The organism is Pandoraea vervacti (assembly GCF_000934605.2).
GTDB classification, from domain to species: domain Bacteria; phylum Pseudomonadota; class Gammaproteobacteria; order Burkholderiales; family Burkholderiaceae; genus Pandoraea; species Pandoraea vervacti.
This window is the reverse complement of record NZ_CP010897.2, coordinates 2,583,427-2,597,215: the sequence shown is the minus strand read 5'-3', so window position 1 is coordinate 2,597,215 and position 13,789 is coordinate 2,583,427. Positions and strand designations below refer to the sequence as shown.

The following is a 13,789-nucleotide window of genomic DNA, read 5'->3' as shown; positions in this document are numbered from 1 at the left end:
ATGACGCTAAGTCGCCGGTGTCTTGTTACGGGCATGCTGATGGCGGGCTGCACTTGCGCACAGGCGCAAACCTCGGCCGAGGACGCCAACAAGAGCAACAACCCGCTCAATCTGGCGGCGTCGTTCAACGTCCAGAACTACTACACGCCGTCGATTTTCGGCAGCGACACGCATACGAACGATTTCCTTCTGCGTCCGACGGTGCCGCTCGGGCCGAATGGCATCGTGCCCGTGCCGCAGATCCTGCGCGGCACCATACCGATCAGCACTCGCCCCGACGCCAACGGCGGCTACAAGACCGGGCTTGGCGACATCAACCTGTTCGACATCTTCTTGTTGAACCCCGGCGCGGCGATGGAGTTCGGCGTCGGACCGCTGGTCACGATACCGACGGCGACCGATAAATCGCTGGGCACAGGTAAATGGCAGGCCGGTCTGGCAGCGGTCGGCGTGCATGCGAGCAAGACGGGGTTGCTCGGTGCGCTGGTGCAGTGGCAGCACTCCTTTGCCGGACAGGGCGACCGGCCGACGGTCCAGACACTCACGGGGCAGCCGTTCATCATCTACAACCTGCCTGAGGGCTGGTATCTGCGCTCCACCGGGACCTGGACGTTCGATCTGCAACACGGCAGCTACTACATTCCGGTGGGCTTCGGTGCAGGCAAGGCGTGGAAGATGGGCAAGACGATCGTCAATGCTTTTGTCGAGCCGCAATATTCGGTGGCGCATTCGGGCAACGTCCCCAAATGGCAAATCTTCGCGGGGCTGAATTTCACGTTCGGACACTGAGCGGGGACCGGGCGCGGACCGAGCCCGAGCAGCCTCCCCGCGTCAACCTCAACCGCCCGCCGCTGCGCGCAGTACCGGCGCCGTCACGTCGGCGCGCTGATCCACAACGGGCATCGCCGTCTCCGGCGTGTAACGAACGCAGCGATTGCGACCGGCCGCCTTGGCCTGATACAGCGCCCGGTCCGCACGTTGCACGAGCGACGACAACTCGCCGCGCGAACGCTCGTCGCAGGCAATGCCAATGCTTACCGTAGCGGCGACCCGCTCGCCCTGCACCACGCATGCCGCCCGCTCGAACGCCTCACGCACGCGCTCTGCGATCGTCTGCGCCTCGTCGGCGCCCACGCCCGGCAGGAACAACGCAAACTCCTCGCCGCCATAGCGCCCGAAGATATCGTCCGAGCGCAGTTGCTGTGCAGCGGTGCGCGCGAACAACAACAGCACAGTGTCGCCGAACGGATGCCCGTAGGTGTCGTTGATGCGCTTGAAGTGATCGAGGTCGAGCAGCAGCAGCGCCACGGGGGCGCGCGCGACCCCGTGACGTCGGAGCTGTTCGCGAGCCAGACGCGTGAATTCCGGGCGGTTGAACGTTTGCGTGAGGCCGTCGCGCGTCGCGGCCCGATGCAGTGCGATCTCGGAACGCTCCTTGCCCAAAGACACCATGAGGAAACTGGCAACCACAATCAGTACGAGCATTTCGGTCGTCGACACCTGCGGGCCGAACCACGCGAGAAACTGGGCATCGCGCGGCCCGAGCCAGACGAGCGCCACGGCGCGCGCCGTGTAAAACGAGCCGTGCAGTACCGCCACGACTGCCAGCACGATGCTGCTGGGTAATCGCGGCCCCGACGCCTGCCAGAACTCCTTGGCCGCCATCAGGCTATAAATCGCCAGCAGCGAGAAGAACAACACACCACCACTCCACGCCCCCAGCGGTCTGGCAAACAGCCAGGTTCCCCAAAGCAGCATCGCCGGACCGCCGAACACGCCGACCCACTGCACGCTACGGCCGTAAAAGCGCCGTGCGCCGCTCCACACCATCGCGAACGCAAGCGTCGCCACGGCATTGCCCAACGGATAGAGAATCGCGAGCTGCGTGCTTCGCGCCGCGAGCAAATAGAGAATGGGAGAGAATGTGGCAAGCAGGAACGCCAGACTCCACCATCGCGGAGATTCGGCTTCGTCGCGCCGCAGGGCATCGAGCATGAACAGAATGCCTGTCGCAATGCTCAGCAGAAAGGTCACGAACTGTAGTGTCGGCAGATCCAACGCCGGTAACGACAAACCAAGAGCCATGGCTCCGTCCCCCGTACGCGTCGCGGCAGACGGAGGGGCATTTCCGTCCCGGGCGCGACACGCAGTTTGAAGTTCGGGGGATAAGTCCTGATGGAACGCGCAGCGGTTCGATCAGCGGTTCCATCAGCGGTTCGATAGTTTGGAGAGGGACAAACGCGGTAGCCGCTTGCGCGCCGTATGTGGCGCACCGTCTGGCCGCCCCGGTCCGGCCATCGGTTTCGTGTCTCCAAACTCATGGGGCGGGATTCTAGCACGTCGATTTGAGACAGCCATCGGCGCGCGAGCCCATGGGCAAAGGAGGTCGCTTTCCCGGTCCTTTCGGCTGCTGTCGTCACATTTCCTGACGGCGCCGCGCGGACAACGCGCCGGCGGTCTGGATCACGAGGTCGGCAAAGCGCCGCTCGTCGCGCCCGGCATTCCAGCGCACGCGCGGCACGGCAATGTTGATCGCGCCAATGGCCCTGCCGTCCTGATTGACGACCGCTGCTGCCGTGGAAATGTCGCCCATGAAGTACTCGTCTTCGGTGTGCGCGTAGCCCTGCTTGCGTATACGGGCGAGTCGCTCCTTGATCTTGCGCGGTTGCGCCACGGTCGCCGGGGTGAACTGGACGAGATGGGTGCGCGCGAGGATGTCGTCGATCTCGGCGTCGTCGAGCGTCGCGAGCATGGCCAGCCCCGGCGCGGTGCAATACGCCGGCAGGCGCGAGCCGACGATAACGTTCGCATTGAACACGCTCCGGCTCACGATGCGCAGCACAAAGACAATGTCCGTATCGAGGCGCACGGTCAGGTTCGTGGCTTCTTCGGTCTCTGCGGCCAGTTGTTGAAGGTATGGCGCAGCCCGGCTGACGAGTTCGTTGGAGACGAGATAGTGATAGGTAAAGTCGAGCAGCTTCGGCGACAGTTCGTACTTTTTGCTCTGCGAATCCTTGAGCAGATAACCCAACGCCGAGAGCGTGAACGTGAAGCGCTGCGCGGCGCTGATGTCGAAGCCGGTGGCCGCAGCGATTTCGGAGAGCGACAGATGCCGCTTCGAACCGTCAAACGCCGTCAGCACTTTCATCGCCTTTTCGACCGAGTTGACGTAGAGCGTAGATTCGGTGGGCGCGCTCGACGCCGTCGTCGTGTCCGCTTGCGTGTCGATCGCCTCGGCAGCTTTGGTTGTTTTGGCCGCTTTGGCTGCTTTGGCGCGCGTGCGTGGAGTTTTGGTGGTGGCCACAGGTCGTTGAATGTCGGACTGATTTTCCCGGATTATCTCATGAAAATAACACTCTATTTACATGCGATAAGCGCTTGGCCACCACGCAACCTCACTTTACTCACCTTGCGGAGCCGGACTCCCACGCGAGCGCCGTGTCGCGAGACAACAGGTGCTTGCGGATACGCTCGGACGGCGTCGTCTCGAACTGCGCCGTCTCGCGATAGTAGCGTGGCCGCTGATAGCTGGCGAGTCGCTCCGACGCCCATTGCGACAGCGTTGGCCAATCGATCGCCTTGTCGCGGAACTGCACGTACAACAGAATGTCCTGTTCGCCGACGTCGCTCGCCACGCCAATCGCGGCACACGCCGCGATCGACGGATGCCGGGCGAAAACGCGCTCGATCTCCCAGGCAGACACGTTCTCGCCCCGGACGCGCATGCTGTCGGTGCGGCGACCAATGAAGACGAGGCTGCCGTCGGCTGCGCGCCGTGCGCTGTCGCCGGTATAGAGTTTGCCGTCGCGCAACGCTTTGGCGGTGGCCTCGGGATTATCGAGGTAGCCCGGCAGGAAGACCCCTTCCACCTCGCTCGACAGCACGATTTCGCCCGGCTCGCCGTCCGCGACCGCACGTCCCTCGTCGTCGAGCAATTCCAGAGTCAGCCAGGGCAGCGCGTGACCGATCGAACCCGGCTGATCGGCGTCGTTCAACGTGGCAAAGCTCGAACACTCCGTCATGCCGTAGCATTCGCGCAATGCACACCCCAGACGCTCGCGCGTCGCCTGCCATGCGCTTGCCGACACCCCCGCCCCCCAAGCGACACGCAACGAGTTGGTGGCCGGCTGCGCGTCTCGCGGCAACTGCATGAGAATGTCCAGAATGCCGCCGAGGTAATGCAGATGCGTTGCCTGCGCCTGCTCGCACTGCTGCCAGAAGCGGCTGGCGGAGAAGCGCTCCACGACATGCATTTCGACATCGACGAGAAATGGCAGCAACAGCATCTGCGCGCCGCCGATATGGCACAGCGGTTCCCACAGGAACAACCGATCGCCACTGCCTGCATCCGCCACGCGCAATGCTGCCTCGCTCGCAATGCGCATCATGCGATGCGTGAACAGCACCCCCTTCGGCGCGCCGGTCGTGCCCGACGTGTAGATGATGCACAGCACCGAGGCCGGCGTCACGTTCGCGGCGACTGGCGGCTTGCCCGCATGCGCCTGCGCTTGCGTCATGACATCGGACAGCCACAGACGCAGGACGCTCGGACCATGGTGTCCCGCCTGTTCGGCCGCGAGCGCGACGCCGGCATCGATCACCTGCGCAAACGCCGGCTCGGCAATCAGCAGCTTCGGCTTGGCGTGGCCGAGCAGATACTCGATGCCGTCGCCCTTCAGGCGCGTGTTGACCGGCACCCAGACGAGGCCGGACAGCATCAATGCGTAGATGAGCGCAATCTGCGCTGCGCTATTCCCCAGCATGACGGCCACACGATCGCCAGGCATCAGCCCCTGCGCAGCGAGCCACGCCTGCATGGCCCCGACGCGCGCGGCCATCTGTGCCCGATCGATGGCCTCGCCCTCGAAAACCACGACCGGCTGCGTCGATCCGCCGTGAAGCCCGGCCATGAGCAACGGGACGACATCGAGCCGGTCGCCCTCGGCGCGCTGAGGAAAATACCGCGTGTAAGGATGTGACGGAGACTGCGAAGCCTGTTGCGCAGGGCAGTGCGTCTGCGCATTCACCGGCGCAACTCGGGCAACGTTAGACATGGACATACGGGAATCCGGAGATATCAGTAGCTCTTGCGTTTGAAGATGGAAGACAGCCAGACGACGAACACCATCAGGAACACCAGCGACGTGGCGACAGCAGCGAGCGTCGGCGTGACGGCCAGTTGAATGTCGTCCCACATCTGCTTGGGCAGCGTCGTGTTGATGCCGCCGGAGACGAAGATGGCGATGGTCAGGTCGTCGAACGACACAATGAACGCAAACAGGAATGCCGAACCGAGGCTTGCCGCCAGCAAAGGCAACAGCACGGTGCGCACGCGGGTGAAGGCGGAGGCGCCGAGCATCTTGGCCGCATCGTCGAGCCGCCAGTCGAAGCGCTTGAAGCTCGCCGACAGGGTCACCACCACATAGGGAATCGCCAGCACGGTGTGACCGATGACAAGTCCCGCATTGGTGCCCGCCAGTTCCCAACGGGCGAACAGATAAAGCAACCCGACGGCGACCACGATGCGCGGCACGATGAGCGGCGCAATGAACACCGCAAACAGCGGCTTGCGCCAGCGCGATGGCAACCGAACCAGCGCCAGACTTGCGCCAAAGCCGAGCACCAGCGCCAGTGCCGCCGTAGCGAACCCCACACCGAGCGAGCGAAGCAACGCGGCTTGCCACACACTGGATTCGAGAAACGCCACGAACCATTTGACGGTGAACAACTCCGGCGGGAACGACACGAACGACTGTCTGGTGAACGCGAGCGGCACAACGAATGCAATCGGCAGCACCAGCGCGAGCACGACCGCCCACGTATAAGCCTTCAGTCCGACGCCGCCCTCGGCGCGCTCACGGCCGCCGGAGAACGAGAACTTGCCGGCGAGGCGTCCCACGGCGATGAGCAGGGGCAGCATGCGCCCGCCCGAACCGGCGCGCCGCTGCGGCGCTTCGCCCGCCAGCGACGACAACCCCACCACACGGTCGTAGACAAAGAACACGACGATGGAACACAGCAGCAAGACCGTCGAGAGTGCTCCGGCGAAGCGCAGATCGAACAGTTCCAGCACGGACGTGATGACCAGTTGCGCCACCATCGACTCGCGCGGCGACCCCAGCAATGCCGGAACGATGAAGAATCCCAGACTCGTGATGAACACGAGCAAACCCGCTGCCGCGGCCCCGGCGCTCGAGAGCGGCAGAAAGACCGTGAAAAATCCTGTTGCGCGGTCCGCGCCGAGTGTCTGCGCGGCCTGCACGAGTTGCATGTTGATGCCGCGCATGATCGGCAGCATCGTCATCACGGCCAGCGGCAACATCGCGTGCACCATGCCGATCAGCACCCCGGCCATGGAAGGCGCCAGCGTGCCCGCGCCATCGATCAGTCCCAGATGCGTCGCCAGCGTCGTGAGCAACCCCGTCTTCGAGAGCAACAGCATCCAGGCGTACGTCTTGACCAGATAGCTCGTCCAGAACGGCAACACGATCCACAGCAGCCAGCGCTCGCGCGAACGCGCCGGGAGGCGGGCCAGCAGATACGCGACCGGATAGCCGAGCAACACGGAGAGCGCGGCCGTCAGGAAAGCGATCCAGAAGGTCGAGCCGAGCACCTTGATATAGACGGCGGAATGCGTCATGCGCGCAAACTGCGCGACCGACAACACGCCGTCGGCGTCGTAGAGGCCGCCCTGCAGAATCTCGACGACCGGCACGATGAAGAACACGGCAAGGAACAGCAACGCGGGCAAGGCCGGCAGCCAGCGGGCCAGATGCTTCGGCCAGGCAATACGAGGCCCCGCCTGAGGCAGGCGTTGAACAAGCCACATGGCAAATACTCCTGAAGCGGATGACCGGGGCGTTCACGCGAACGCCCCGAATGGCAGCTAAGCGACTTAGCGTGTCAGTAGCGTGGCGCGTGCGTGATCCCAGGCCAGTCCCACCCGATCACCCACGCGAGGCGTCAGCTCGCGAGGGCATCGCACGGTGAAGTCCGCGGCGTCGCCCCCCGCCACGCTCTGGGCATCGCCCCCCTGCCCCAGCGACACGATGGCGCGCGTGTCGGCGCCGAGAAACACGACTTCGCGAATCGTACCCGCGAGGGCGCCCTCCTCCGGCGACGTCAGACGCGCCGCCTCCGGCCGGACCAGCAGGCTGGCATTGCCCGCGGCCGGCAGATCGGGGCTGGGGCCGATAGGCACGAGGCGCGCGCCCACCCGTAGCGCCACGCGCCCGTCGGACAGACGCTCGACGATGCCATCGAGCAAATTCGAATGTCCGAGAAAATCGGCTGCGAAGCGCGTGGCCGGACGGTCATACAATTGCGTCGGCGTCCCGATCTGTTCGATGCGCGCCTGATTCATCAGGCAGATCCGGTCGGACAATGTGAGCGCTTCATCCTGATCGTGTGTCACATAGATGAAAGTCGCGCCCAGTTCCTGATGCAGGCGACGTATCTCCAACTGCATGTGCTCACGCAACTTCTTGTCCAGCGCACCGAGCGGTTCGTCGAGCAGAATGATCGACGGACGGAACGCAAAGCAGCGCGCGAGCGCAATACGCTGCTGCTGACCGCCCGAGAGTTCTGCCGGCAGACGCTGCGCAAAGGCCTGCATCTTGACCATGGCCAGCGCGGCGTCGACGGCTGGCGCCAGTTCGGCGCGCGGCAGCTTGCGCATACGCAGGCCATACGCCACGTTTTCCCAGACGGTCATGTGCGGAAACAGCGCATAGCTCTGGAACACCATCCCGATGCCGCGCTTGCCCGGCGCCTCGTGCGTGGCGTCGCGCCCGTCGATGAGCAACTGTCCGGCGCTGGGCTCGACCAACCCCGAGATCATCTGCAACAGCGTGGTCTTGCCCGAGCCGGACGGCCCGAGCAATGTGAGAAATTCCCCTGCCGCGACGCGCAGATCCGTCGGCAGGAGCGCGGGAGTCTCGCGATATGTCTTGGCGAGACCGATGGTTTCCAGTTTGGTGCTCATGTTCGTGCTCATCCTGCTCCGCTGCTCCGGTCTTCGCCACGCTTACGACAACAACCACGCGTTGAAACGCTCGGTGGCCTTGGCGCGATTGTCTGCCCACCACTGCGGGCTCGGCAAACGCATGCCCTTGAGGTTGGCGGGGGCGGTCGGCAACAAGGGCGCACGCTCTTTCGGAATGCCGTCGAAGGCCTTGAGGTTGGTCGGGCCGTAAGCCAGATCCTGCGTAATGAGCGCCTGACGCGCCGGATCGCCGCAAAAGCGCACGAACTGTCGGGCGAACTCGGCACGCGGCGTGCCCTTCGGAATGCCCCACCCTTCAATCGAGTACAGCCCCTGATTCCACACGATCTTCACCGGCGCCTTATTGTCGATGGCGGCTTGCGCGCGTCCGTTCCACGTCGACATCATGTCGACATCGCCGCTCTGGATTGCCTGCATGGCCTGTGCGCCCGACGTCCACCACAGGTTGATGTGCGGCTTGATCTTGTCGAGCGACCGGAACGCACGGTCGAGATCGAGCGGGTACAGCTTGTCGATAGGCACGCCGTCGGCCATCAGGGCCTGCTCCAGGGTGTCGAGCGGGCTGCGGCGCAGCGAGCGACGACCGGGAAAGCGCTTGACGTCCCAGAAGTCGGCCCACGTTTGCGGCGCTTCCTTCTGGAACTTGTCGGTCCGGTACGCCAGAACCGTCGAGTACACATCGACCCCCAGCCAGTCGGACGTGACAGCCTCGGGCATGATGCCGGGGAAATCGCCCGCCTTCATGCCGATGGGCTCGAGAAAGCCCTTGGATTCGAGATACGGAATGTCGGCCGAGAGCGTGAGCGTGGTGACGTCCCACACGAAGTTCTTCGTCTGCACCATGGCCGCGAACTGCGCCACCGGCTGCGAATCGCGTGCCACGCTGACCACCTTGATGCCGGTCGCCTTTTCGAACGGATCGTAGAACGCGCGACGATACGCGACGGTGTACGGACCGCCCGGATCGGACACGATCAGTTGCCGGGCCTGGGCGAATGCGGTGTGCGAGGTCGCGAGCGGCAATGCGCCAGCCAGTGCAGTGGCGCCCGCCATCTGAAGCAGGCGGCGACGAGACGGGTTTTGCGGGTCGTGCGAGTCAAACATAAGGAACTCCGCTGTGCAGTGGACGTGCGCGCGGCGCAAGTCCTGTGTGGGTGGTCACGCGGCGATGCACCGCAACGCGTGACGCAACTTCATTCGCTTCGGTCGGTAGCGATCTTTTTTGGGAAACGCGCTCGCGTCACGCCTTGGCCGTTTCCGACTTCGCGGCACGCTTGGCGAAAAACGCGGCCATCATGCGCGCCGGTTCGCCCGACTCGTACGACTCGCGCTGAATGCGCATGCCGGCTTCGATGGCGTCCTGGAACGTGCCCTCGGTCATTTCGCGGAAGCGCTGCTTGTCCAGACGCATGGCGACCGGCGGCTTTTCGGCCAGCTCCGTCGCAATCTCCAGCGCCTTGTCGAACACCTTGTCTTCCGGCACGAGATGATGAATCAGGCCGAGTCGATGACTTTCCTCGGCATCCATCAGGCGGCCGGTGAGCGTGAGCTCGATGGTTCGCGACAGGCCCAGCATGTGGTTCATGATCCACGGGCCGGTCGTGCTGGCGATGCCCGCATTGATTTCCGGCTGGCCCATGCGCACGCCCGGGTGACCCACACGGATATCGCCGAGCAACGACACCTGGAACGCCGAACCTGCGGCGGTACCGTTGAGCGCCATCACCAGCGGCTTCTTCAGGCTGCGAATCACGTCGTAGTAATGCTCCCAGCCCTTGATCCACTCGATGGCGGTGTCGCCGTCGAAGTGCTTCGCTTCGGCCAGATCCTGCCCGGCCGAAAAGGCGCGCCCGGCGCCGGTCATGATCACCGCCGCCACGTTCTCGTCGGCGTTAAAGCGCTGGAGCGCGTCGATGATCAGCTCGCGCATGGCGATGGTCCAGGCGTTGAGCGCCTGCGGGCGATTCAACGTAATCACGGCAACCTTGCCGACCTGCGTGAAGAGCACTTCCTGTTCCGTTTGCTTTGCGGTCTCGCTCATTTGAACTCCATGGACATCGACGCGTGACATCACGCGTGCATTGAGATGACGACAATGCGGTCAACGCATTTTTCGCTAAACAGTTATCTCAGTGCAATAACTGTTATTTGAAAGAAATATAGTTATTTCAAAAAGATGGCGCAAGTCGAATCGCTTCAGGGTTTACCTCAGGCGGTTGCACCGCATGCCGAGGCGGCCGAGGAAGATCGGTGACCTGTCAACGTTGACAGTTGTGGGTGTATGGGCAACCGCAGACGATGGCGTAGCGTGGTCTCGCTTCATCCGCCGCATCTTTCTCTGTCCTGCAGGAGGACGTCATGAGCACGTCGAGCAACACATCCGAGGCCGCCTCGGGCAACGACACGTCGAACACGTTCGAGCTCGTGGCAAAGCCAATGCCGAAGACCAGCATGTACGACGAAGGGTCCGGCGCGACCATTTTCGTCTTCGGGCCGACGGGCGGCGGCGAACGCGGGATCCTCATCGAGGCGCGTGCGCTGCCCGGCGGGCAGCCGATGGAGGGCATCCCTTGCAGCATCATCAGCCTCACCCCACCCGACTCGGTGACAAGCGGCGTCATGACCCTGCCGATTGGCGAGACCCGATTCACCGACGCCAGTGGCGTCGCCGAATTTCCTGTGACGTACCGTCGGGATCTTGGGCTGTTTTCGCCTGCAACCTTCGTCGTAGCAGGCGGACCGTCGTACAGGAACTATCGAATCATCTTCAGGCGATGCGCGTCGAATCCGGAGGAGGCCACTTATATGGCGGTGTGGTACCCGGGCCGCCCGGAACTCGGCGAGGCTTACGCCGATCCGCATTTGCGCGTCTATGGCATAGCCGGGAGTTACGTTCATCCCGCCAGCGGCGTGCCCGACATCGAAGGAACGGTCACTGCCCGCCTGTTTCAGACGAACGGGGCACTGATGTGGGATGTCGCTGCGAAAGCCGAATTTTCGGAGGTTCTGAAGACGCTTTCCTTCCGACACGACCGAACGATGACGGGGATCGAGCAGACCTACAACGTCGGCAGCATGAATGTCGAGGCGACCACGAATCTTGCCGGCGAATATCACATTGGCGGCCGTCGCATTGACGTCAACAACGACTTCCCGCCCCTTCTCGAAAACTCGCAAGCGCCGTTCCTCTACGCCCCTGTCAAGTCCGCACCGGTAGGCGAGCCGATCTATTTGCAATGGCCGACGTATGCGAACAAGCAGCCCGGCGAGGAGTACCGACTGAGCAGCGGCGATGGCCTGAGTGTCCAGATTTTCCCCTTCACGTTCGGTGAAGTCGCCTTGGCTCGCATCATCGGCAACAAGGCGTTTTCACCTGTCATCGATCTGATTCGCGAGGTCAACGGAAAAAGCACATTGATCGACCGGGTATTGCTGCGTTGGGAGTAAGCCGACAGACGTTTCGGCCGGGGTCGACGATGACACCAAAGTTGCCAGCGTCGACGGTGGCCGGAGTATGGCCAGTTTTTTGGCGAGCGCATCCCGCATTGGCGAGATGAGAATTTCAAGTTTTGGAGGATGTCATGAACGCTTCAGACAAGGTGAACAACCCCCAGGGCGCCCCCGGCCACGACACGTCGAACACTTTCGAACTCGTGGCCAGGCCGATGCCGAAGACCAGTATGTACGGCGATAGATACAACTCGGTCTTCGTCTTTGGCCCGACGGGGGCTGGCGAGCGCGGCATTCTTGTCGAAGCGCGTGCACTTCCCGGCGGGGAACCGATGGAAGGCATTCCTTGCAGCATTTCCAGTCTCAATCCGGACGACGCGGTGAGTAGCGGCGTCATGACGATGCCCATCGGCGAGACCCGATTCACGGATGCCAATGGAATCGCAGCGTTTCCGGTGACCTATCGTCGGGATGCCGGGTTGTTTCCATCTGCCAGATTTACGGTCGCTGGCGGCCCATCCAGCAGGCAATATCAGATCGACTACAGGCGATGCGCGGGGAGTCCGGATGAGGCCACGTATATCGCGGTGATGTACCCCGGCCGCCCGGAACTCGGCGAGGCTTACGCCTACCCTCATTTGCGTGTCTATGGCATTGCGGGAAGTTACGTCCGCGGCGCCGAAGATCTGCCAGATCTCGAACACGCGGTAAACGTCCGCCTCTATCAAACTGACGGCGCCGTCATGTGGTCCATCCTGGCGGACGCGTTTCTTTCTGAGGCGGACTACACGCTGTCGTTCAGGTTGGATGAGACGATAACGGGATCTGAAGATACCCATGACATCGGCAGCATGGACGTTCGTACGACCGGGCCGCTTGGCGGGTCGTATCACATCGGCGGTGCCGGAATCGACGTCAAGAACAACTTTCCGCCGCTCATCGAGAAATCGATGGCGCCGTTCCTGTATGCCCCGGTCAAGTCCGCCCCCGTGGGCGAGCCGATCTATCTGCAGTGGCCGACGTACGCCAACCAGCAACCCGGCGAGAAGTACCGTTTGACCGACGGCAGCGGGCTGGACGTCGAAATTTTGCCGTTCACCTTCGGCGAAGTGGCGCTCGCACGCCTGACGAGTAGCAGGGCCTGGTCACCTAACGTGTATCTCTACCGAGAGGTGGATGGCGTTGAGAAGTTCATCGATGCGGTACTGCTGAGCTGGGAATGACATCAGGAGCGCGCCATGAGCACATCAAACGATGGAAACAATCCGAAGGGAAGCCCCGACGCTGGCAGTTCGAACACGTTCGAGCTTTTCGCAAAACCAATGCCGAAGACCAGTATGGGTGCTGAAGGCGCCTTCGTCTTCGGACCGACTGGTGGGGGCGTGCGCGGCATCCTGATCGAAGCCCGCGCGCTGCCCGGCGGCGAGCCAATGGAAGGTATCCCTTGCAGCATTGTTTCCCTTACGCCGGACGACGCGATAACGAGCGGAGCCATGGGGATGCCGATCGGGGAGCCCCGATTCACCGACGCCAATGGCGTTGCGGAATTTCCGGTGACGTATCGCCAGGATGCCGGGTTGTTTTCCCCGGCCCGGTTCATGATCGCCGGGGGCCCGACGACCAAGCAATACACGGTCTACTACATGCGGTGTCCGTCGGATCCGGACGAAGCCACTTACATGGCCGTCGTCTATCCTGCCCGCCCCGAACTCGGCGAAGCCTACGCGCACAACCACGTCCGCATCTATGGCATCGCCGCTCGATACGCGCACGGCGCCGCAGGCGTGCCGACTGACCCCGACACCCAGGTTTCCGTTCGGCTCTATCGACGCGACGGCTCGGTCATCTTTGCCTTCAGTGCGCCAATGTACTTCTCGCAGTCGGATGGCAGCATCTCCTTCAGACACGATGAGACGTTGCGTGGGGACGATACGGCTTACGACCTCGGCAGCATGGACGCTTATGTGATGCCGCCGTTGAACGTGCGATATCACATCGGCGGACCGGACATCGACGTCAAAAACAACCATCCGCCGCTCATCGAGAAATCGATGGCGCCGTTCCTGTATGCGCCGGTCAAGTCCGCCCCCGTGGGCGAGCCGATCTACCTGCAGTGGCCGACGTACGCCAACCAGCAACCCGGCGAGAAGTACCGTTTGACCGACGGCAGCGGGCTGGACGTCGAAATTTTACCGTTCACCTTCGGCGAAGTGGCGCTCGCACGCCTGACGAGTAGCAGGGCCTGGTCACCTAACGTGTATCTCTATCGAGAGGTGGATGGCGTTGAGAAGTTCATCGATGCGGTACTGCTGAGCTGGACGTAATTCATACGCC

11 protein-coding genes are annotated in these 13,789 nt (G+C 63.0%); 4 read left to right on the top strand and 7 right to left on the bottom strand.

Going from position 1 to position 13,789, the window contains the following annotated elements:
* Positions 1-789: a hypothetical protein gene (locus tag UC34_RS11640; protein ID WP_044455688.1), complete on the top strand. Its 789-nt coding sequence runs from the start codon at positions 1-3 to the stop codon at positions 787-789.
* Positions 790-837: 48 nt separating this feature from the next.
* Here UC34_RS11640 and UC34_RS11635 read toward each other — a convergent pair whose 3' ends face one another.
* The 7 genes from UC34_RS11635 to UC34_RS11605 form a co-directional block, all read right to left on the bottom strand.
* Positions 838-2,085 (bottom strand): GGDEF domain-containing protein, encoded by a 1,248-nt coding sequence (locus UC34_RS11635; protein WP_052810993.1) that lies wholly within the window; start codon positions 2,083-2,085, stop codon positions 838-840.
* A gap of 331 nt (positions 2,086-2,416) precedes the next feature.
* Positions 2,417-3,229: an IclR family transcriptional regulator gene (locus UC34_RS11630; protein ID WP_044458037.1), complete on the bottom strand. Its 813-nt coding sequence runs from the start codon at positions 3,227-3,229 to the stop codon at positions 2,417-2,419.
* Between the two features lie 175 nt (positions 3,230-3,404).
* The gene (locus UC34_RS11625; RefSeq protein WP_084070551.1) at positions 3,405-5,060 is read right to left on the bottom strand and encodes an AMP-binding protein; all 1,656 of its coding nucleotides are present in this window, start codon (positions 5,058-5,060) and stop codon (positions 3,405-3,407) included.
* Between the two features lie 17 nt (positions 5,061-5,077).
* Positions 5,078-6,829 carry an ABC transporter permease subunit gene (locus UC34_RS11620; protein WP_052810992.1) on the bottom strand — a complete coding sequence of 584 codons (1,752 nt, stop codon included), beginning with the start codon at positions 6,827-6,829 and terminating at the stop codon, positions 5,078-5,080.
* Between the two features lie 66 nt (positions 6,830-6,895).
* Positions 6,896-7,984, bottom strand: coding sequence for an ABC transporter ATP-binding protein (locus UC34_RS11615; protein ID WP_044458035.1), 1,089 nt, complete (start codon positions 7,982-7,984; stop codon positions 6,896-6,898).
* 42 nt (positions 7,985-8,026) lie between these two features.
* Positions 8,027-9,109, bottom strand: a complete 1,083-nt coding sequence (locus UC34_RS11610; protein WP_044455686.1) for an ABC transporter substrate-binding protein — start codon at positions 9,107-9,109, stop codon at positions 8,027-8,029.
* A gap of 136 nt (positions 9,110-9,245) precedes the next feature.
* The gene (locus UC34_RS11605; protein WP_044455685.1) at positions 9,246-10,046 is read right to left on the bottom strand and encodes an enoyl-CoA hydratase/isomerase family protein; all 801 of its coding nucleotides are present in this window, start codon (positions 10,044-10,046) and stop codon (positions 9,246-9,248) included.
* Between the two features lie 317 nt (positions 10,047-10,363).
* On the opposite strand from UC34_RS11605, the gene UC34_RS11600 reads away from it, so the two are divergent.
* The 3 genes from UC34_RS11600 (at position 10,364) to UC34_RS11590 (ending at position 13,779) form a co-directional block, all read left to right on the top strand.
* A complete protein-coding gene (locus UC34_RS11600; RefSeq protein WP_044455684.1) occupies positions 10,364-11,452 on the top strand; it encodes a hypothetical protein in 1,089 nt (362 codons plus the stop codon).
* Positions 11,453-11,586: 134 nt separating this feature from the next.
* Positions 11,587-12,678, top strand: coding sequence for a hypothetical protein (locus UC34_RS11595; protein WP_044455683.1), 1,092 nt, complete (start codon positions 11,587-11,589; stop codon positions 12,676-12,678).
* A gap of 15 nt (positions 12,679-12,693) precedes the next feature.
* Positions 12,694-13,779 carry a hypothetical protein gene (locus UC34_RS11590; protein ID WP_044455682.1) on the top strand — a complete coding sequence of 362 codons (1,086 nt, stop codon included), beginning with the start codon at positions 12,694-12,696 and terminating at the stop codon, positions 13,777-13,779.
* Positions 13,780-13,789: the final 10 nt, after the last annotated feature.

Coding starts and splice junctions, on each gene's coding strand:
- UC34_RS11625 (WP_084070551.1), bottom strand. CDS start 5,060: ATGTCCATGTCTAACGTTGCCCGAGTTGCGCCGGTGAATGCGCAGACG.
- UC34_RS11600 (WP_044455684.1), top strand. CDS start 10,364: ATGAGCACGTCGAGCAACACATCCGAGGCCGCCTCGGGCAACGACACG.
- UC34_RS11635 (WP_052810993.1), bottom strand. CDS start 2,085: ATGGCTCTTGGTTTGTCGTTACCGGCGTTGGATCTGCCGACACTACAG.
- UC34_RS11620 (WP_052810992.1), bottom strand. CDS start 6,829: ATGTGGCTTGTTCAACGCCTGCCTCAGGCGGGGCCTCGTATTGCCTGG.
- UC34_RS11610 (WP_044455686.1), bottom strand. CDS start 9,109: ATGTTTGACTCGCACGACCCGCAAAACCCGTCTCGTCGCCGCCTGCTT.
- UC34_RS11605 (WP_044455685.1), bottom strand. CDS start 10,046: ATGAGCGAGACCGCAAAGCAAACGGAACAGGAAGTGCTCTTCACGCAG.
- UC34_RS11640 (WP_044455688.1), top strand. CDS start 1: ATGACGCTAAGTCGCCGGTGTCTTGTTACGGGCATGCTGATGGCGGGC.
- UC34_RS11590 (WP_044455682.1), top strand. CDS start 12,694: ATGAGCACATCAAACGATGGAAACAATCCGAAGGGAAGCCCCGACGCT.
- UC34_RS11615 (WP_044458035.1), bottom strand. CDS start 7,984: ATGAGCACCAAACTGGAAACCATCGGTCTCGCCAAGACATATCGCGAG.
- UC34_RS11595 (WP_044455683.1), top strand. CDS start 11,587: ATGAACGCTTCAGACAAGGTGAACAACCCCCAGGGCGCCCCCGGCCAC.